The sequence below is a fragment of the Nocardia sp. NPDC046763 genome, from assembly GCF_040645495.1.
Classification (GTDB): domain Bacteria; phylum Actinomycetota; class Actinomycetes; order Mycobacteriales; family Mycobacteriaceae; genus Nocardia.
The window spans coordinates 205,236-225,504 of the sequence record NZ_JBEYYI010000006.1; the positions used below are offsets into that span (position 1 = coordinate 205,236).

Sequence of the window (20,269 nt, forward strand, 5' to 3'; positions counted from 1 at the left end):
GGGCCCGCTGCCGGATGCCCATCGGTAGCGGTGGCAGAGTTCGATGTCATGCCGACGAATCGCTCCGTCGTTCCGCGCTCGACGACCACCTCGTCCCTGCTCGCCGACCTCGCGCCCGACCTACGCGCCGCGCTGACCCGCGTCCGCTACACCGCGGACACCCTGCTCGAGGCGCTGGGCGACGCCGCCCACGCCGCTCTGGGCCGCGGCGAACCGGTCCCCGTCCGCCGCGCCGCCGCCGACCTCGGCGAGCTCGGCACCCTGGTGCGCCTGCTGCTGCTCGGCGATCCGGTCCCCGAACGCGAAGCGGCAGCTGCCCTTTCTCCGGTGAGCATCGACCGCGCCACCGCGGCCGGGCTGCTGGAGCGCGACGGCGACGAGATCCGCGCCGCCCTGGATCTGCGTCCCCTCGATCTCGGGGAGGGCACCCGCTGGGTGCTGTCCGACCTCGACGACTCCATGCGCCGCCGCAGCCTCGACGCCGACCACGTACTCGGCGTCGGCCATGCCTCGCTGTCGCTGCTGCGGGCCACCCCGACCCGCCCGGTCGGCACCGTCCTGGACCTGGGTACCGGCTGCGGAGTGCAGGCCGTGCACGCCGCCGCCTACGGCCGCACCGTCACCGGCACCGACGTGAACAAGCGCGCCCTCTGGCTGGCCGAGGCCACCGCCGCGCTCAACGACCTCGATATCGAACTGCTGGAAGGCTCCTGGTTCGAACCGGTGGCCGGCCGCCGCTTCGACCAGGTGGTGGCCAATCCCCCGTTCGTGGTGGGCCCGGCCCGCGTCGAGCACACCTACCGCGACTCCGGCCTCGCCCTCGACGGCGCGAGCGAACTCGTGATCTCCGGCATCCCGGAACTGCTGAACCCGGGCGGCACTGCGGCTCTGCTCGCCTCCTGGGTGCACCTCGACGGCCAGGACTGGCGCAGCCGCGTCGCGAGCTGGCTGCCCGACCACGGCATCGACGCCTGGATCGTGCAGCGCGACATCGCCGATCCGGCCCTCTACGTCGGAACCTGGCTGCGAGACGCCGGGTTGGATCCGCGCGAGGGCGCCGCCCAGGCCCGCGCCGAACGCTGGCTCGACGCCTTCCGCGACGCCCAGGTCGAGGGCATCGGCTTCGGTTTCGTCTACCTGCGCGCCACCGACGGCCCGACCGAACTGCTCGCCGAGGACCTCACCCACGGCTTCGACGACCCGCTCGGTCCCGAGGCCATCGCCTACTTCGAGCGCTCGGCCTGGCTGCGCGCCGCGGCCGCCGATCCCGACCTCATCCTCGATTCGCGCTATCAGGTCGATCCGGCCACCGCGCTCGAACGCGTCTACCTCCCCGGCGACGCTGGTTGGGCGCAGGCGGTGGCACGGCTGCACCGCGGCGACGGCCCGCGCTGGCAGCATGAGGTCGACGACACCACCGCCGCGCTGCTGGCCGGGATGCGTCCCGACAGCCTCCCCCTACGCGAACTCCTCGAACTGCTGGCCTTCAGCGAGACCGGCGACGCCGCGACCCCCGACTTCGAGAGCGCGGCGATGACCGTGGTGGCCGGACTTGTCCGGCACGGTCTCGTCCATCCGCGCTGAGTGAAGCCCCCCTTGACGGCCGCCGGGTTTGCCCCGGCGGCCGTCGCCATATCCGCCGGAAACCGGCCCCCGACGGGCGGTGAGGTCTGTCACGATCGCATGTCACGCACATGCCGATACGGACCGCCGCGGGAATGCGCCCGAGCCGCGATTCGTTCAACTACGTGCTCGAATCACGACGTCCAGGTATCGCCTGTTCACGCGTATTCGCTTGTCGCGTCAGGAAGTTCGGGCGCGGCGGTGGGCAACCACCCGGTCACCGACGGTCGTCCGCCGGCGGCGCGCGTTCCCGGAGATGCGCGCTTCTCAGGAACTTCTCAGCCGTGCGCCGTAAAAACCGCAGCTCAGGTGCGGTTTACCGGTGGTCTGGCGGGGAACTTTCCTGAAGTCGGGTCCGTTGAACGGAACGAGACACCACCGACAGGAGGCAAGTCATGACAAGCCCCGCCACCACTGACGTGCGCACCAGCGAACAAGACCTCGACGCCCAGAGCCCCGCCGCCGACCTGGTACGTGTGTACCTGAACGGGATCGGTAAGACGGCGCTGCTGACGGCGGCCGACGAGGTCGAGCTGGCGAAGCGCATCGAGGCGGGCCTCTACGCTCAGCACCTGCTGGAGACGAGCAAGCGTCTGTCCGCCGCGAAGAAGAAGGATCTGGCGATCCTGGTTCGCGAGGGTCAGGCCGCCCGCCAGCACCTGCTGGAAGCGAACCTCCGCCTCGTGGTCTCCCTCGCCAAGCGCTACACCGGCCGGGGCATGCCGCTGCTGGACCTGATCCAGGAGGGCAACCTGGGTCTCATCCGCGCCATGGAGAAGTTCGATTACACCAAGGGCTTCAAGTTCTCGACCTACGCCACCTGGTGGATCCGTCAGGCCATCACCCGCGGCATGGCCGACCAGTCCCGCACCATCCGCCTCCCCGTCCACCTGGTCGAGCAGGTGAACAAGCTGGCCCGCATCAAGCGGGAACTGCACCAGCAGCTCGGGCGGGAGGCCACCGACGCGGAACTGGCCAACGAGTCGGGCATCCCGGTCGACAAGATCGCCGACCTGCTCGACCACAGCCGCGACCCGGTATCCCTGGACATGCCGGTCGGCAATGACGAAGAGGCCCCGCTGGGCGACTTCATCGAGGACTCCGAGGCCACCTCGGCCGAGAGCGCCGTCATCGCCGGTCTGCTGCACCGCGACGTGCGCAGCGTCCTGGCCACCCTCGACGAGCGCGAACAGCAGGTCATCCGCCTGCGCTACGGCCTCGACGACGGGCAGCCGCGCACCCTCGACCAGATCGGCAAGCTCTTCGGCCTGTCCCGCGAGCGCGTTCGCCAGATCGAGCGTGAGGTCATGTCCAAGCTCCGCAAGGGCGAGCGCGCCGACCGCCTGCGCGCCTACGCCAGCTAGTCCACCCCCCGCGGAGCCGGTTCCCCTGCCCGGCTCCGCAACCTCCTGATCGTCGGGCCATCTTCGAGGCGCTGGCCCGATTCCGCCGGCCGATTCCGCTGCCCGAACGTCCCCTCCGGGCGCGCAGAGTCGGCCGGCGTATCCATGCGCCGGGTCCTCCGATGCTGGTGCGGTTGCAGGGCAGCGGCTTCCGCATCCCTGCGGCTCGGGGTCAGAGCCGGGACAGGGCTTGGCAGGGGCTGGGGGCCGGGATGTCGCCACGGAAGTAGGCGGTGGGCGGAACGCCCATGAGCGAGCGGAAGTCGGCGGTCATATGGGACTGGTCGTAGTAGCCGGAGGCCGTGGCCACGTGTGACCACGGCGTATTGCCGGCGGCGGCCAGGACCTGACGAACCCGGGTGATGCGGGCATAGTGCTTGGGCGACACACCGATTCCGGCGGCGAACAGATTGCGCAGCTGGCGTTCGGAAACGGCCAGGTCCGCGGCCAGCGCGGTGACCGGGCCGGCGGTGTCCATGGCAGCGACCGCCGAATCCAGCAGCCGGCGGTGGTCGCGGCGAACGGAATCCTCCGAGAGACGATGCGGGAGCACGGCTTCCAAGAAGGGCGCGACCTCGTCGGGATCGAGTTCGAGCAGCCGGTCGGCGAGATCAGCGACCGGGCCGGGCAGGTCCGACAGCACGGCGATCCGGTCGGTCAGCTCGGCGGCCGCAATGCCCAGCAGGGACTGGGACGCACCGGGAGCCAGGCGGATTCTGGTGCAGCCCGCGGCGGTGTCCGGGCTCGAGTAAGTGGCGCGGGTGCGCGGGCCCAGCACCCACGCATCCCGGCGGCCGGATTCTTCGGTGCGCAGCACGATCGAGGTGACCGCCTGGGGAATGTGGGTGAAGGCCGCGGTCCCGGGGCGGACGGTCGGAATATGAGCGATCTCGGTGATCCACGGACGCAGCGCGGCAGGCGGGGTCAGGCGGCGTTCGAGGTCCTCGGCGGTCACGACGGGAGCCATGGTCTGCGCAGTGGTCACCCGATCAACTCTAGGCAGCTTCGGCGGTCGCGGGTGTGCCGGTTTTTCCTATCGCGGGACGGGGGTGGGTCGGCAGGGTGATTCCCATGATCGTTATCACCGGTGCCACGGGCACCATCGGAAGTGAAGTCGTCCGGCAGCTGGCGGCGCGCGGAGTGAAGGTACGCGCGGTGACCCGGAATCCGGAGACCACACAGGTTCCAGACGGGGTCGAGGTGGTGCGCGGCGACTACGGCGACACCGCGTCGATGGCCGCGGCCTTCGACGGCGCCGAGTCGGCGTTCCTGGTCGGGCAGCTCGGGCCGGAGTATGTCGAACTCGACAAGCGGCTGGCCGAAACCGCCCGGGACGCCGGAGTGCTGCGGTTGGTGAAGCTCTCGGCCATCGGTACCGGCGATCCCGCGGTCGGGGTGATCAGCACGTGGCACGTCCCGGGCGAGCAGGCCGTGCGGGACAGCGGCCGGGCATGGACCATCCTGCGGCCCAGCAGTTTCGCGTCCAACACACTGCGCTGGGCGGACATGGTCCGGGCCGGGAAGCCGGTGCCCAATACGACCGGGCCGGGTGCGCAGGGCGTGGTCGATCCGCGCGATGTTGCCGCGGTGGCGGTGGAGGCGCTGCTGTCCGACGCGCATTCGGGCCGGGTCTATACCCTCACCGGCCCCGAGACGCTCACCGTCCGCGATCAGGCGGACATCCTCGCCACCGAGCTCGGCCGCCCGGTCGAGGTCGCCGACCTGCCGCTCGATGTCGCCCGCGGATACATGCTGGATTCCGGCCTGTCCGAGGAGTTCGCCGACGCCTCGATGGTCGCGCAGGGGTTCGTCCGCGACGGCGGGAACGCTGTGGTCACCGATGATCTCGAGCGGGTGCTCGGCCGCGCCCCCCGCACCTACGCCGAGTGGGTGCGCGACCACGCGTCCGCGTTCAGGGCCTGACGACTTCCCGGCCGGTCTCCGGCAGCTGGATGGTGCTGGACCGGCTAGGCGTCCGCGAGGACGGATTCGAGCCGGTCCAACATGCCCTTCCAGCCGCCGCCCATAATGCTGCGCGCCCGCTGCATGACCGGATCCTCTGGATCGAAACCACGGTGGCTGAACAGGATTCGGGTGCCGTGCCCCTCGGGCCGCAGGGTCCAGCTGATCACCCAGCCATTGTCCCGATCGGACTTCGCGTCGTTCCAGCTGACGCTGAGCAGTTGCGGCGCAACGACTTCCAGCACCTCGCCGCGGATCTCGCCGGAGAAGTTCTGGCCGGGCATGGGCTGGGTCTTCATCTCGAAGACCGTGCCGACCACCGGCTCGAAACCGATGGGCTGCATCATCCACTGCCCCATGAGTTCCGGCGTGGTGAGTGCGCGCCACACCTTCTCCGGCGGATGCGGATAGTAGTGATCGAGTTCGATCGTGGTGATGTCGTCGGTCATCATCGGTCCTTCTCCTCGGAATCGTCGGGCATGGCAGCCAGCACCGCGCCCAGGTCGCGCAGCCGGGCCCGCCAGAACCGTTCGAACGGATCGAGCCAGGACTGCAAGTCGTGCAACGGTTCCGGCTCCACCCGGTAGAACCGCTGCCTGCCGCGCTTGTCCTCGGCCACCAGCCCCGCATCCCGCAGCACCTTCAGATGCTCCGACACGCTGGGCCGCGCCATATCGAAGCGCTCCGCGATCACCTGCACCGACTGCTCCCCCTCGAGCAGCAGCTCGAGGATGTCGCGCCGGGTGGGATTGGCCAGCGCCCCGAACACCCGATCGGCGGTCCCGGACTTCAAGCGGTACGGCATGACCACACGATAGGTAGGACTCTCCCTACCTGTCAACCGTAGGAATTATCCTACTTATTGGGCCGAACAATGGCCACGACGTATCAACGGTGCGAAATAACAACATTTCATTTCTCGGCTGCCCCAGTTCTCGGGCCCGATTCTTCGGGGCCCGCGAACATGGGGCAGCCGGATCGTAGAAGGCGGCTAGCCGGAGTTGCGGAGTGCGGTGGCCAGGCCGTTCATGGTGAGCAGGATGCCGCGTTCGACGAGTTCGGAAGTGTCGCCGGCCCGGCGGCGGCGAAGCAGTTCGACCTGGAGCTGGTTGAGGGGTTCGAGGTACGGGAACCGGTTGTGGATGGACTCGGCCAGGGCCGGGTTGTCGGCGAGGAGTTCGTCGGTACCCGTGATGGCGGCGTGTATGCGGGCGGTGCGGGTGAACTCGTCGCAGATCATGTGGAAGACGGTGTCGCGCAGGGCTTTATCGGGGACCAGGTCGGCGTATGCGGCGGCGATGTCCATGTCCGCCTTGGCCATCACCTGGGCCAGGTTGGAGAGGACGGTGCGGAAGAAGGGCCAGCGGCGGTAGAGGTCGGAGAGGGTGGCCAGGCGGGCCGGGTCGTCGCCGATCCACTCTTCGAACGCGGTGCCGGTTCCATACCAGCCGGGGAGCATGACGCGGGACTGGCTCCAGGCCATGACCCACGGGATGGCGCGCAGGTCGTAAACGGAGTTGGTGGGCTTGCGGGAGGCGGGGCGGCTGCCCAAGTTCAGGTCGGCGACCTCCGCGATCGGGGTGGAAGCCCGGAAGTAGTCGACGAAGCCGGGGGTCTCGTGGACCAGCTTCGAGTACGCCGCACGGGCCAATTCGGCCAGCTCGTCCAGCATTTCGTAGGCGGGTTCGGCATCCGCGCCCAGGCCCTCGACATCGAGCAGGGTGGACTCCAGGGTGCCCGCGACGAGCGCCTCCAGATTGCGGTAGGCGGTGCCGGGATCGGCGTACTTGGTGGAGATGACCTCGCCCTGCTCGGTCAGGCGCAGCGCACCGCGCACCGCACCGGCGGGCTGGGCCAGGATGGCGTCGTAGCTGCGGCCACCGCCGCGACCGACGGTGCCGCCGCGACCATGGAAAAGCCGCAGGCGAATTCCGGTCTTGCGGGCCACCTCCACCAGGTTCAGCTCGGCGCGATACAGCGCCCAGTTGGCGGCCAGATACCCGCCGTCCTTGTTGGAGTCGGAGTAGCCGAGCATGACCTCCTGCTGCATGCCACGCGCGGCCACCAGGCGCTGATAGGCGGGCACTTCCAGCGCGGCGCCGAGGATTTCGGCACCGTCGCGCAGGTCGTCGATGGTCTCGAACAGCGGCACCACCCCGACCGGACTGGACGGCGGAGTGTCCGCGTCGCCCGGATCGAGGATGCTCGCCTCCTTCAGGAGCAGGGCGGCTTCGAGCATGTCGCTCACCGAGGTGCACATGCTGATGATGTAGTTGGGCACGGTGTCCGGGCCCAGATCGTCGAGCGCGACCTTGGCGGCGCGCACCACTCCGAGTTCCTTGGCGGCGAGGTCGCTCAGCACCGCGTTCGGCCCGACCAGCGGCCGCCGTGTGGTCAATTCGGCGGACAGCATCTCGACCCGCCGCGCCTCGTCGAGGGAGGCATAGTCGGGATGCACTCCGGCCCAGGCGAACAGCTCGGCCACGACCTGCTCGTGGGTTTCGGAATTCTGGCGCATGTCCAGGCCCTGCAGATGAAACCCGAAGGTCTGCACCGCGGCCCGCAGCGTGGCCAGCTGGTCATCGGCCAGCAGGCCGTCACCGGACGCGCGCATGGACGCGTCGACCACGCCCAGGTCGGTCAGCAGCTGCGCGGGCCCGGCGTACGGCTGCGCGCCGACATCGATGCCGTCCGCGGGGATCTCCCCCAGCGCCCGGCACGCGGTGGCGCTCAGCCGCGCGCGGATACCGCGGAGGGCACGGCGGTACGGCTCGTCGGCGCGCTGCGGTGAATCGTCGAATCCGGCGTCGGCGAGAGCCGACAGGTCCGGGGTCACCGGCACCAGCCGCGCCGACTGCGACAGCGTCTTCTCCAGTTCCAGCAGCGATTTCAGGTACCGGTCGAACGCGACCGCACCCGCGCGGTGGGTGGCCCGGTGCACCACGTCGGCGGTGACGAAGGGATTGCCGTCCCGGTCACCGCCGATCCACGAGCCGGGCCGCAGGATCGGGCGCGCCAGCAGTTCGTATCCGGGCCACCGCGATCGCAGTGCGGCCCGCACCTGGTCGTTGATGCGCGGGATGACATCGAACAGCGTCAGGTCGTAGTAGCGCAGCCCGACCTCGATCTCGTCCTGAATCCGCAGGCGCGCCAGCCGGATCAGCGCCGCCCGCCACAGCTGCAGCACCTGCCGGCGGATATCGACCTCGAGCTCGGCGAACTCCGGCTCGTATTTGTTGTAGCGCTGCCGCTGCCGCATGAGCTCGGTGATCCGGGCCTGCACATCGAAGATGGTGCGGCGCCGGGTCTCGGTCGGATGCGCGGTGACGACCGGCGACACCAGGGCATCGGCGAGCAGGTCGGCCACCACGTCCCCGTCCGGTCCGGTGGCGTCGAGCTTGCGGTAGGTGGCGGCCAGGCTGGAATCCTGGGGCGGCTCCCCCGCCGCCACGTGCACCGCGCGCCGCCGATCCCGCTGCAGGTCCTCGGCCAGATTGGCCAGCAGCAGGAAGTGGCTGAAGGCGCGGATCACCGGGAGGGCGGTGCGGATGTCGACATCGCGCAGCATGTCGGCCACCGCGCTGCGTTCCACCTCGGAACGGCGAATCCGGAAGGCCTCCACCCGGACCCGCTCGATCAGGTCGAAGATCTCCGCACCCTCGTGGTCGCGAATGGTGTCACCGAGGATCCCGCCGAGGAACCGGATGTCGTCACGCAGCGGCGCGGTCGCTGTCTCGATCTGGTTTGCCTGCACTACGTTCACCTCTCCGAAGCACTGCTTCTTGGTGTCCCGGGCCGCTCGGGGCGGCTGCTCAACCCATCCGGCGCGGACCGATGTCGAACCTGTTGGGTTCCGGCCCGATCCGCACCCGTCCGTACAGCACGGCCGCGCCCTCCGGCGAGGCCAGTACCGGTTCGCACTGCAGCTCCCGTACCTCCGGCAGGTCGTCACACAGCGCCGAGATCCGTTGCGCCAGTTCGGCCAGCGCGCCCTTGTCCACCGGTTTGCCGATATCGCGGCCGCCCACGGTGCCCGACAGCAGAGGGGCGGCGCGGGGCGCGTCGATGAGTTCGGCCGACTCCGCCTCGGTCAGCGGCAGCGCCCGGTAGACGCGATCGCCGAGCAGATCGATGATGGTGCCCGAGAGCCCGAAACTGATGACCGAACCGAACGACGGGTCGTCCTGCACCCGGAAGGTGCAGCCCACGCCCTTGGTGGCCATGCGCTGAATGTGCACCGGATTGCCCGAGATCTCGCTCAGGTCGGTGAACGCGCGTCGCACCGCGTCCGGGCGCCACAGATCCAGCCGCACCCCGGTGAGATCCGGCCGATTGCGCCACATTTCGCCGGTCGCCTTGGCCGCCACCGGGAACCCCAGCTCCTCGGCCGCGTCCACCGCGGCGTCGGCGTCGAGCACCTCGCGGAACTCCACCACGCGAATTCCGTAGCAGCCCAGCAGTTCCGCCGCCTGCAGGTCGGTGAGCCAGTGTGCCGAGTCCTCGTTCATCCACTCCGCCACCAGTTCCCGTGCCCGCGCGGTATCGACGCCGCCCGGACGGACCACCGGCGACAGCGGGCGGGTACGCCAGTCGGCGTAGCGGCGCGCCCGGGCCAGCGCCCGCGCGGCCCGTTCCGGATCCCCGTAGGAGGGAATGGAACCGCGCTCGAGAATTCCGCCCAGCCCGCGCGTGGCGAGCAGGTTGGGCATGCCCTGATCGGCGACGAAGGTGGTGAGAACCGGTGTGGCGGGATCGGATTGGGCACCGGAGCGAATAGCCTCGGCATAGGAGACGACCGCCGCCGGCACCGGCGGCGAATAGATGACGATGACCGCGTCCACGGCCTGGTCGGTGACCGCCGCGGCGACGGCGGTCAGGTAGTCCGCCGGACTCGCCTGCGGCCCGAGGTCGGTGGGCTCATCGACCTCGAGTCCCTCCCCGCGCGCCGCGTCGACCGCCAGCCAGCTCAGTGCGGCGCTGTTGCCGATCACGGCCAGGCGCGGCCCGGCGGGCAGCGGCTGATAGGCCAGCAGCATGGCGCAGTCGAAAAGCTCGGTGATGGAATCGACCTGGATGATCCCGGCCTGCGCGAACAGATTCCGCACCAACGACCGATCCAGGTCGCGGTCCCCGTCCACCCGCGCGGCATTACGGCCGCTGTTCACGGCCACAATGGGTTTGGTGTGCGCGACCCGCCGCGCGATGCGGGAGAACTTGCGCGGATTGCCGAAGGTCTCCAGATACAGCAGCACCACATCGGTGTCCGGATCGCTGTCCCAGTACTGGAGCAGGTCGTTGCCGGAGACGTCGGCGCGGTTACCGGCCGAGACGAAGGTGGACAGTCCCAGCTGCCGCGCCGCCGCCTCACCGAGAATGGCCGCGCCCAATGGTCCGGACTGGCAGAAGAATCCGATGCGCCCGCGCCCGGGCAGCACCGGTGCGAGGGTAGCGTTCAGGGCGATCCGCGGATCGGTATTGGCGATACCGAGCGCGCTCGGCCCCACCACCCGCATGCCGTGCGCCCGCGCCGCGTCGACGAGCTCCCTCTCGGCCTGATAGCCGTACGGCCCGGTCTCGGAGAATCCGGCGGTCAGCACCACCAGACCCTTGACGCCCTTGGCCATGCAATCGTCGAGCACCGACCCGATCTCGGTGGCGGGCACCGCGATCACCGCCAGATCGACCTCGTCGGGAATGTCGCGCACCGTCGGGTACGCCCGCACCCCGCGCACCGCCGTGCGATTGCGGTTCACCGGGAACACCGGTCCCTGGTAGGCCCCCGACAGCAGGTTGGCCAGCACCGCGCCGCCCACCCGGCTGGTCGACGGCGTCGCCCCGATCACCGCGATTGACTTGGGCGACAACAGGTTCCCGACACTGCGCGCCTCCGAGGCCCGCTCCCGCGAATCCCGCACCGACAGCAGCGCCTCGGTAGGGTCGATGGCGAACTCCAGATGCAGCACCGACCCGTCGCGGCTGCGCTGCACCTGATATCCGGCATCCCGGAACACCTGCACCATGGCATTGTTCTCGGCCAGCACCTCGGCCACGAAGGTCTCGATATCGTTCTCGGCCGCCGCGCCCGCCAGATGCTCGAGCAGAATCGAACCCAGCCCACGCCCCTGATGGCCATCGGCGACCACGAAGGCCACCTCGGCCGCACGGGGTCCCGGCCGATCGGCCAGGTACTCGTAGCGGCCCACCGCGATGATCTCGTCGCCGAGCTCGGTGACCAGCCCGACCCGGTCCCGATAGTCGACGTGCGTGGTCCGGTACAGATCCTTCGGCGTCATGCGCGGGTACGGACCGAAGTACCGCAGATACCGGGTGCGGTCCGACAACCCCTCGTGGAAACGCTCCAGCGCCTCCGCGTCGTCGGCGGTGATCGGCCGCAATCCCACCACGCCGCCGTCGGAGGCCAGCACGTCGGCGAACCAATGCTCCGGCGGCGGAGGCGGATTCACGGGTGTGCCGGGCATGTCAGACGGGAGGGGCGGGGCGGCGGAGTCAGTCACGGGGATCCTCCGGATCCAGGCCGAGCAGGCCGAAACTCGCCCGGCGCGTAGCCAATACGGATATGTCGAGAGCCCGGCGGGCACGGTCGGCGCGCTCGTCCCCGGTTTCGCGGCCGCCCCCGGGACCGTCCCAGCGCGCGAAACCGATGTCCGCGCCGTCGCCCATGCTCTCGGGCACGGCGACCATGGGCGCGTAAGCGCCCACCTGCTCACGCCACTGTGGCGGCGTCGGGGTGGCGGGATCGATGGTGCGGTCCAGAGCGGTTGCCAGCAGATGGGTCCAGGCCCGGGGCACCACCCGGATCAGCCCGTACCCGCCGCCACCGACCGCCAGCCAGCGGCCCTCGGCGTGCCGGTCGGCGAGATCGCGCATGGCGATGAAGGCCGCGCGCTGACCGTCCACCGTGAGCTCCAGATCCGCCAGCGGATCCTCGCGATGGGTGTCGACCCCGCACTGGCTGATCACGATCTGCGGCCGGAACGCCGCCAGCGCACCCGGCACCACGGCATGGAAGCCGCGCAGCCACAACGGATCCCGGGTACCGGGCATGATCGGCAGATTGATCGCGGTCCCCTCGGCCGGACCCGAGCCCGTTTCCTCCGGCCATCCGGTGTTGGGCCACAGCGTCGCCGGGTGCTGGTGCACCGAGATGGTCAGCACGCGCGGGTCACCGTAGAACACCCGCTGCACACCGTCACCGTGGTGCACATCCACATCGACATAGGCGATGCGGTCGAACCCGTTGTCCAGCAACCACGAAATCGCCACCGCTACATCGTTGTACACACAGAAACCCGCTGCCGAGGCCGGCATGGCGTGATGCATGCCACCACCGATGCTCACCGCCCGCCGGGTGCGCCCGGCCGCGATCTCCTGCGCCGCGGCCAGGGTGCCGCCCACGATCACCGAGGCCGCCTCGTGCATGTGCGGAAAGACCGGATTGTCGGCCGAACCGAGTCCGTAGGGCGGCGCGGTCGGAGCGGGTCCGGGAGGTTGCTGAGCGTGCTTGACCGCCTCGATGTAGTCGTGGGTGTGCACCCGCAGCAGTTCCGATTCCGCGGCCGCCCCGGGTGTGATCCGCTCCACACCGTCGAGCAGTCCGAGCCCCTCGGCGAGCGCCATGGTGAACTGCAGCCGCACGGGCCGCATGGGATGCTCCGGGGTCCAGGTGTAATCGAGGAACCGGTCGGACCAGACGATGGTTCCATCGCCGGCAGCGGTTCCATCGCCAATGGGGGTTCCGTCACCACGAACTCGGCCAGACATACCTGCCACGCTAATGCGTCGCACGAGTTCGTACGCTTTGGACACCGCAATGCTGTCGTACCGGGATGGCAGGGTATCGCCAACGCTGTGTGTGCTCGAAGAACCCGCAGGGAACACGCTGCCCGTCCTGGGTGTTGACAGTGCGTTCGCGAAATAAGCTGTCGCCCGGTGCAGCCGCCGTGCATGGGTAGAATTCGTGCCGACGAAGGGGTTTAACAGGTGAAGGATCTGGTCGACACCACGGAGATGTATCTCCGTACCATCTACGACCTCGAGGAGGAGGGTGTCACGCCGCTGCGCGCGCGCATCGCCGAACGTCTCGAGCAGAGCGGCCCGACCGTGAGCCAGACGGTCGCGCGGATGGAGCGCGACGGCCTGCTGACCGTTGCCGGTGATCGCCACCTCGAACTGACCGAGAAGGGCCGCGCCATGGCGGTCGCAGTGATGCGCAAACACCGGCTCGCCGAGCGGTTGCTGGTCGACATCATCGGGCTGGAGTGGGAGAACGTCCACGCCGAGGCGTGCCGCTGGGAGCACGTGATGAGCGAGGAGGTCGAGCGCCGTCTGGTCGAGGTGCTCAACCACCCCACCACCTCCCCCTATGGCAATCCCATTCCGGGCCTGGACGAACTGGGCCTGCAGGCCAATGCCTCGGCCGACGAGAAACTGGTCCGGCTCAGCGATCTGCCGACCGGGCAGGCGCAGGCCGTGGTGGTGCGCCGGCTCTCGGAGCACATCCAGACCGATCCGGAGACCATCAATCAGCTCCGGGAGGCGGGCGTGGTGCCCGATGCCCGCGTGACCGTGGAGACCAAACCGGGTGCGGTGATCATCTCGGTGCCCGGCCATGAGGGATTCGAACTGTCCGACGAGATGGCGCATGCCGTCCAAGTGAAGTTGGTCTGATACGTGAAGCTTCTGGTTACCGGAGGCGCCGGCTACGTCGGTGGCGTCTGCGCGCAGGTTCTGCTCGAGGACGGCCACGAGGTCGTGGTCGTCGACGATCTGTCCACCGGCAATGCCGACGGCGTCCCGGCCGGGGCCAAGTTCGTCGAGGGCGATATCGCCACCGCGGGCGCCGAGCTCATCGCGGCCGAATCCTTCGATGGCGTGCTGCATTTCGCGGCCCAGTCGCTGGTCGGCGAATCGGTGGTAGCGCCGGAGAAGTACTGGCACGGCAATGTGGTGAAGACCCTCGCGCTGCTCGAGGCCATGCGCGACGCGGGCACCCCGCGGCTGGTGTTCTCCTCCACCGCGGCCGTGTACGGCGAGCCGGAGCAGGTGCCGATCGTCGAGGACGCACCCAAACAGCCGACCAATCCGTACGGGGCATCGAAGCTGTCCATCGACTACGCCATCACCTCGTACGCGGCGGCGCACGGTCTGGCCGCGACCAGCCTGCGCTACTTCAATGTGGCCGGCGCGTACGCCGGGCTCGGCGAGAACCGCGTGGTGGAAACCCATCTCATCCCCCTGGTGTTGCAGACCGCACTGGGTCATCGTGAGTCGATCTCGGTGTTCGGCACCGACTACCCGACGCCGGACGGCAGCGCGGTGCGCGACTACATCCACATTCGCGATCTGGCGCAGGCGCACCTGCGGGCACTGGCGCAGTCGCAGCCGGGCGTGCACCGCATCTTCAATCTGGGCAGCGGCACCGGTTTCTCGGTGCGCGAGGTCATTTCGGCGTGCGCGCGGGTGACGGGCCTGCCGATCAATTCGGTGGACGCGCCGCGCCGCGCCGGTGACCCGGCCGTGCTGATCGCCTCCAGCGCCAAGGCCATCGCCGAACTCGGCTGGCGGCCCGAACACACCGATCTCGACGAGATCGTCTCCGACGCCTGGGATTTCCTGCGCTCGCTGGGCGACCGCGCGCACAGCGAGCGCTGAGTCCGCGGCACCGGCCGCATTGTCATCGCGGCTCCGGCCCGAGGTGGATGCCGAGTTCGGCGGCCGCTTCCCGGCCGGAGTCCGCGAGGCGGCCCAGCCGCTCCGGTCGCAGGCCCGTCTGTAAGCCGAGGTCCAGCAGCATCGCCATGCGGTGCTTCGGATCGGCGGCCAGCGCGGCGTCCAGCGCCACGCCCGCGAGCGGGCCGTCTCCGCGCGTGTAGGCGCAATAGCCCACCAGCGCCGCCGCTTCGGCGCGATCCGGATCCGGCAGCGCCCGTGCCAGCTGGAGCCACAGCGCCTCCGCGCCGTCGGCGCGCGGGCCCGGGGCGAGCCCGAACATGATGTCGCGCAGTGCCGAATCCCGCAGCGCCACGGCCACATCCGCCACCTCGGCCGGCGTCAGCCGGGCACCGGCCTCGACGCGTTCCAGGTAGCGCAGCACCCGACACACCTCGACCCGCAACTGCACGCGCGGATCACCGTGCTGCACAATCCGGGCCAGCCGGCGGACCGCGGCAGCGACCGCCGCCTCCAGGGCAGTGGCGGTGGCGTCACGCGCCACCGGGTCAACGGCGAGGATATCGGTCAGCTCCCGCCGGGAACCACGCAGCGGCCGGCCGTCCAGCACATGCCGCAGCGTCACCATCGAGGCCGCCGGATCCGGTTGCAGTCCGCGCGACCACGGTCCGGTCAGCGTCCACCACGGCAGTTCCGCACCGATGGCCTGCACCGCCCAGGCCCCGGCCAGCGGCACGGCGTCGACATCGAGCCGATGTTCCAGCGCCGCAACGAGATCGTGGTGCTTACGCGCCCGCACGCCCCGGTGCTTGCCGGTCGGCACCGTGGCCCGGTCGTCGACGACAAGGGCGAGCGCCGCGACGGCCCGGTGCCGCACGCAGATGCCCGCGACCCGCTCGACCAGCATCCCCATCGCACTCCGCCCGGGATTGTCCAGATCCATCCGGGTCACCACCTCGACCGCCGCGATGTCGGGCACGGCCGGATCCGCTCGCAGCACCGTCACCACCAGCGATCGGGCGGGCATGAACCCGAGCATGGCCGGGACGGCCGCGATCAGATCGCCGGGCGCCCGCAGCCGCTCCCCGGGATCTTCGAACGGAGGATCGGCGGCAGGTTCGGGGCGATCCGGTGGCTCGGGCTCGACGGCCGACTTCGGCTCGACGGGTGGGGTGGGCTCGACGGGTGGGGTGGGCTCGTTGGGTGCGTTCATGCCGTCGAGAGTGCGCCGCGCCGCAGACCGCCCCGGGCGGCCGACCTCGGGTTTCGCCGAGGCTGTGAATATTCCGGCGAGCCGTGGACTGCTCGGCGCGCCCCGGGCCGCCACGGCCACGAGCTGTCGGTGCCCGCTGCTACCGTGCGCCCGAACCGCCGGACCCTGACTTGAAATGGATTCGTTTCATTTTGGCCGAGCGGGGGCGGTCACGCTGTTACAGTCCGCCTCGGCACTGGTCCTGCGCAGTGCCGGAAGGAGTATCGCGCCATGCCGAGCACGATTCATCACGGCCGCGACTCACCCAGGATCTCCAGGTAGTGCGGATTGGACATGATGCCCAGGACATTGCCGAACGGGTCCACCACCGAGGCCGTCACGAACCCGGTCCCCTCGCCGCGTTCGATGATCGGCTCGTAGACGGTGGCTCCCATGTCGAGCAGTCGCCCGAAGGTGGCCGCCACATCGTCGACGTGCCAGTTCACGATCTGGCCGCCCGGGACATCCGGGTGGGAGGGCGCGAACTTCCTGTTGATGATCCCGAGCTCGGCCTGGTAGTCGCCGATGCGGAACTCGTAGTACCCGCCCGGCACGGTGAAATACGGTGCGACACCGAGCAGTTCGCTGTACCAGTCCTTGGCCGCCTCCAGATCGTCGGCGAAGTAGTTCACGGTGGCCATTCCACGCAGCATGGTCGTCCTCCTGGGTCGGGGGTGGTTCTCGGTCTGAATCCATCATCGCGCTCAAAGCGCTCACCTTATGAGCACTTTTCCGGGCAGAATTCCGGATATGCGCGCGGATCGATTGGTGGCCACCCTGCTGTTCCTGCAGACCCGGGGGCGGGTGACCGCGTCGGAGGTCGCGACCGAGCTCGAGGTGTCGGTGGCCACCGCGCGCCGGGACCTGGAGGCCCTGTCCACGGCCGGGATTCCGATCTACCCGCAGCCCGGACGCGGCGGCGGCTGGGCGCTGGTGGGCGGCGCGCGCACGGACCTCAGCGGCCTCACCGCCGCCGAGGCCCAGGCCCTGTTCCTGCTGCTGGGCCCGGTGGCGACGGCGGCACCCGCCACCAGGTCGGCCCTGCGGAAACTGTTGCGCGCCTTGCCGCAGCCCTTCCGCACCGAGGCCGAGGCGGCGGCGGGCGCGATCGCGGTGGACCCGGCCCGCTGGGGCGAATCGGATCAGCGGACGCCCGCCCTTGTGGACGAGTTGCAGCGAGCGGTGGTGCGCCGCCGACGGATCCGGTTCGCCTACGACCGGGCCGGGCAGCGGACCGAGCGGGTGGTCGATCCGTGGGGCCTGGTGGACAAGGACGGCAGCTGGTACCTGGTGGCCGGAACCGAGCACGGGCAGCGGACCTTCCGCGTGGACCGGATCGCCACCCTGGCGATCACCGACGAGATCGCCCACCGGCCGGAGGATTTCGACCTGCCGACGGCTTGGTCGGAGGTGGTCGAGGAGGTCGAACGGCAACGCTCCGCCCTCTCGGCCACCGTGCTGATCCCGGCCGCGCTCGCGCCGGTGCTGCGCAAACAGCAAGGGCGGCACTGCGTTCTGGACGGCACGGCCGGCGACGGGCGGGTCCGCGCCCGGATCACCGCGCCGACGCCGCTCATGATCGCCCAGCAGCTGGCGGGCTGGGGCGCGGCCCTCGAGGTGGTCGAGCCGGAGTCGGTGCGCGCCGAACTCGCCCGGCTCGGCGCCGAGCTGGTGCAGCGCTACCGAACCGGCGGGTGACCGCTTCCCTGTTATGCAATAACCGAATCATGTTGCAGCAGTGGCGATTTCGCTCAATTGAACGGTCCGCCACTGTTACAGTCCGCCCGGCGCGACCCCTTCAACGCGCCGAAAGGATTCACCCATGAGTAATCAGCTCTCCCCGGACCTGCGACGGACCGCCGCCGGCGCCTGTGCGGCCGCGGCGCTCGCGGTCGTGGCCGGTTCGGTACTGGCCGCCCCGGCCGGGGCAGCGGTCGACAACATCAACGTCGCCGGGCTCACCAGCGACAAGACGTGCTCTGTCGCCAACGGCTGCTCCATCCAGGCCTCGCTGTCCGGCTCCGACCAGCTCAGTCCGGTCGACTTCCTGGTGAACGGCGCGGTCATCGGCACCCTCACCCCGACCTCGTACGGTGCCGGCGCCGCGGCGAACATGCCCTGGCACCCCACGTCCGACGGCACCTACACCATCGGCGTCCGGCAGGGCCTCGCCCAGGCGACCATCGTCTACGTCGTCGGCCAGGGCGGCTCCTGCCCGCCGGTTTCCTCGCTGTTCCCGGGCTCGTCGAGCAGCGGGTCCGCGGGTAGCGGCTCGGCCAGCGGCTCGGGCGGAAGCGGTTCCGCGGGCAGCGGCTCGGCCAGCGGCTCGGGCGGAAGCGGTTCGGCGGGTAGCGGTTCCGCGTCGGGGTCGGCCACCCCGCTTCCCGTCTGCTGATCGGGCCCGGGAGCCGAGATGGGCAGAGGTCGGCTCCTTCCCCCGGTCCAAGCGCTTGCGCTTCCCCGGGTCCAAGCGCTTGCGCTTCCCCGGATCTCAGCCCTTACGGACCTTGCGCACCGCGGTGGTGAACAGGGCGTCGAGGGCCTCGCTGTCGGAGGTGGACCCGGAGGTCATGTAGGTCACCGCGATTCGCACATCGCCGATCTGACCCACCAGCGTCTGCATGGTCCGGGTGAGACCGGTCGCACTCTTGTCGGTGCCGACCGTGCGGCGCAGCGCGAGTGAGTCGTCGGCATTGACCGGCGGCGCCGGATCCAGCTGTGTGGTCACCACCGAGGTGATACCGGAGTGGCCGACGCGCACGGTCCCGCAGCGCTGCAACTGATCTCGCAGTGCAGACAGCGGTTGACCCGACCTGGTGAGCGCCACGGTGAGGGTGGCGCGGGTGGTGTCGTCGGTGCCGACCGCCACGGCCGGTCCCGCGGTGGGCGTGACGGGTGCGCAGGTGTTCGGATCCACTTGTGCCCCCGGCAGGTAACCCTCGAGATCATTGGCGGCCTGGTTCGCGGACCCGGCGGGCAGCACGATCGCGGTGTACCGCGACGGGAATTGCGAGGGATCCGGCAGCAGTCCGGCCAGGCCGGTGTCGGAGGTGGCTGCCGGAACCGGGTTGCGGGCGGCGATCGGATGACCGGAAACCGTGTTCCCGCATGCGGCGAGCAACCCGCCCAGCGCCACGATCCCCACGGTGTGCGCGGTCCTGAGGCTGCTGCGTGCGGGTGTGTGGAAGGGCGCGATCACTCCGCCCAGTATGCCGAAAATCGGCTGTTCACACCGAATGCCACGCCGCGCGGCACACTCCCGGGAATGCGTGTCCGGGCCCGGCGCGTTGCATACCCAGTGCGGGTGGTGCACACCTGTCATGCGCATGAGGGACAATGTGGGTTGGTCGCGCAAGTGGGCCACGCAGGAAGGAGTACGCGATGGACTACGAGTCGCGAATGTACGAGCTGGAGTTCCCGGCTCCGCAGCTGTCGTCCGCCGACGGCTCAGGTCCGGTGCTGGTGCACGGCCTCGAGGGTTTCACCGATGCCGGGCACGCGGTACGCCTCGCCACCACGCATCTGAAGGAAAGCCTCGAGCACGAACTGGTCGCCTCGTTCGACATGGACGAGCTGCTCGACTACCGCTCGCGGCGGCCGCTGATGACCTTCAAGACCGACCACTTCTCCGACTACACCGAGCCGGAACTGAGCCTGTGGGCCCTCAAGGACACCGCCGGCACGCCGTTCCTACTGCTGGCCGGGCTGGAACCGGACCTGCGCTGGGAGCGGTTCGTCACCGCGGTGCGACTGCTCGCCGAGCAGCTGGGTGTGCGCCGGACCATCGGTCTCAGCGCGATTCCCATGGCGATTCCGCACACCCGCCCCCTCGGCGTCACCGCGCACGCCTCCGACTCCGATCTGATCGGCGATCACCAGCGCTGGCCGGGTGAGCTGCAGGTACCGGGGAGCGCGTCCTCGCTGCTGGAGTTCCGGATGGCCCAGCACGGCCACGAGTCGGTCGGGTTCTCGGTCCATGTGCCGCACTACCTGACCCAGACCGCCTACCCGGAGGCCGCGCAGACGCTGCTGGAGAACGTCGCCGAGAACGCGGGCCTCGAACTGCCGCTGGCCGCGCTCACAGATGCCGCCGCGCGAGTGCGGGAACAGGTCAACGAGCAGATCGCCGGCAACTCCGAGGTGGAGACCGTGGTGGCTGCCCTGGAACGCCAGTACGACAGCTTCGTCACCGCCCAGGAACGCCAGTCCAGCCTGCTGGCCAGTGAGAACGACCTGCCCACCGGCGACGAGCTGGGTGCGGAGTTCGAACGCTTCCTGGCCGAGCAGGCCGGCTACGCCGACGGCGACGGACCGGAGAACCCGCCGCTGCGGTAGTGGT

Annotated in this window: 17 protein-coding genes; 8 read left to right on the forward strand and 9 right to left on the reverse strand. The window is 69.8% G+C overall.

The window, feature by feature from the left end:
- Positions 1-48 precede the first annotated feature (48 nt).
- Positions 49-1,584, forward strand: a complete 1,536-nt coding sequence (locus ABZ909_RS12515; RefSeq protein WP_356998213.1) for a methyltransferase — start codon at positions 49-51, stop codon at positions 1,582-1,584.
- Positions 1,585-2,018: 434 nt separating this feature from the next.
- Complete coding sequence (locus ABZ909_RS12520) at positions 2,019-2,987, forward strand: sigma-70 family RNA polymerase sigma factor (RefSeq protein ID WP_354837030.1); 969 nt, start codon at positions 2,019-2,021, stop codon at positions 2,985-2,987.
- A gap of 211 nt (positions 2,988-3,198) precedes the next feature.
- Here ABZ909_RS12520 and ABZ909_RS12525 read toward each other — a convergent pair whose 3' ends face one another.
- On the reverse strand, positions 3,199-4,011 hold the full coding sequence (locus ABZ909_RS12525; protein WP_356998214.1) for a helix-turn-helix domain-containing protein: 813 nt from the start codon (positions 4,009-4,011) through the stop codon (positions 3,199-3,201).
- 86 nt (positions 4,012-4,097) lie between these two features.
- On the opposite strand from ABZ909_RS12525, the gene ABZ909_RS12530 reads away from it, so the two are divergent.
- Entirely contained in the window at positions 4,098-4,949 is an 852-nt protein-coding gene (locus tag ABZ909_RS12530) for an NAD(P)H-binding protein (protein ID WP_356998216.1), read from the forward strand.
- Positions 4,950-4,993: 44 nt separating this feature from the next.
- Here ABZ909_RS12530 and ABZ909_RS12535 read toward each other — a convergent pair whose 3' ends face one another.
- The 5 genes from ABZ909_RS12535 to ABZ909_RS12555 form a co-directional block, all read right to left on the reverse strand.
- Positions 4,994-5,440: an SRPBCC domain-containing protein gene (locus ABZ909_RS12535; protein WP_356998217.1), complete on the reverse strand. Its 447-nt coding sequence runs from the start codon at positions 5,438-5,440 to the stop codon at positions 4,994-4,996.
- Positions 5,437-5,793, reverse strand: coding sequence for a metalloregulator ArsR/SmtB family transcription factor (locus tag ABZ909_RS12540; protein WP_356998218.1), 357 nt, complete (start codon positions 5,791-5,793; stop codon positions 5,437-5,439). The genes ABZ909_RS12535 and ABZ909_RS12540 overlap by 4 nt, the downstream gene beginning before the upstream one ends.
- Before the next feature lie 186 nt (positions 5,794-5,979).
- Positions 5,980-8,742, reverse strand: coding sequence for a phosphoenolpyruvate carboxylase (ppc, locus tag ABZ909_RS12545; protein ID WP_356998220.1), 2,763 nt, complete (start codon positions 8,740-8,742; stop codon positions 5,980-5,982).
- A 58-nt stretch (positions 8,743-8,800) separates the two neighbouring features.
- Entirely contained in the window at positions 8,801-11,467 is a 2,667-nt protein-coding gene (locus tag ABZ909_RS12550; RefSeq protein WP_356998535.1) for a GNAT family N-acetyltransferase, read from the reverse strand.
- A 28-nt stretch (positions 11,468-11,495) separates the two neighbouring features.
- A complete protein-coding gene (locus ABZ909_RS12555) occupies positions 11,496-12,770 on the reverse strand; it encodes an acetoin utilization protein AcuC (RefSeq protein ID WP_356998221.1) in 1,275 nt (424 codons plus the stop codon).
- Between the two features lie 219 nt (positions 12,771-12,989).
- Between ABZ909_RS12555 and ABZ909_RS12560 the strand changes: the two genes are divergently transcribed.
- Together ABZ909_RS12560 and galE are read left to right on the forward strand one after the other, a co-directional pair.
- The gene (locus tag ABZ909_RS12560) at positions 12,990-13,676 is read left to right on the forward strand and encodes an iron dependent repressor, metal binding and dimerization domain protein (protein WP_354837046.1); all 687 of its coding nucleotides are present in this window, start codon (positions 12,990-12,992) and stop codon (positions 13,674-13,676) included.
- Positions 13,677-13,679: 3 nt separating this feature from the next.
- Positions 13,680-14,660, forward strand: a complete 981-nt coding sequence (galE, locus tag ABZ909_RS12565) for a UDP-glucose 4-epimerase GalE (RefSeq protein WP_356998224.1) — start codon at positions 13,680-13,682, stop codon at positions 14,658-14,660.
- Between the two features lie 22 nt (positions 14,661-14,682).
- Here the strand turns inward: galE and ABZ909_RS12570 are convergent, their stop codons facing one another.
- Positions 14,683-15,891 carry a DUF4192 domain-containing protein gene (locus ABZ909_RS12570; RefSeq protein WP_356998225.1) on the reverse strand — a complete coding sequence of 403 codons (1,209 nt, stop codon included), beginning with the start codon at positions 15,889-15,891 and terminating at the stop codon, positions 14,683-14,685.
- Positions 15,892-16,178: 287 nt separating this feature from the next.
- Entirely contained in the window at positions 16,179-16,583 is a 405-nt protein-coding gene (locus ABZ909_RS12575; RefSeq protein WP_356998227.1) for a VOC family protein, read from the reverse strand.
- Positions 16,584-16,680: 97 nt separating this feature from the next.
- Here ABZ909_RS12575 and ABZ909_RS12580 point away from each other — a divergent pair, with 97 nt between their 5' ends.
- Together ABZ909_RS12580 and ABZ909_RS12585 are read left to right on the forward strand one after the other, a co-directional pair.
- Entirely contained in the window at positions 16,681-17,628 is a 948-nt protein-coding gene (locus ABZ909_RS12580) for a WYL domain-containing protein (protein WP_356998228.1), read from the forward strand.
- Positions 17,629-17,752: 124 nt separating this feature from the next.
- Positions 17,753-18,325, forward strand: coding sequence for a hypothetical protein (locus tag ABZ909_RS12585; RefSeq protein ID WP_356998230.1), 573 nt, complete (start codon positions 17,753-17,755; stop codon positions 18,323-18,325).
- A 96-nt stretch (positions 18,326-18,421) separates the two neighbouring features.
- Here ABZ909_RS12585 and ABZ909_RS12590 read toward each other — a convergent pair whose 3' ends face one another.
- Complete coding sequence (locus tag ABZ909_RS12590; protein ID WP_356998232.1) at positions 18,422-19,129, reverse strand: sensor domain-containing protein; 708 nt, start codon at positions 19,127-19,129, stop codon at positions 18,422-18,424.
- A gap of 182 nt (positions 19,130-19,311) precedes the next feature.
- Between ABZ909_RS12590 and ABZ909_RS12595 the strand changes: the two genes are divergently transcribed.
- Positions 19,312-20,265 (forward strand): PAC2 family protein, encoded by a 954-nt coding sequence (locus ABZ909_RS12595; RefSeq protein ID WP_354837060.1) that lies wholly within the window; start codon positions 19,312-19,314, stop codon positions 20,263-20,265.
- The last annotated feature ends 4 nt before the right edge of the window (positions 20,266-20,269 follow it).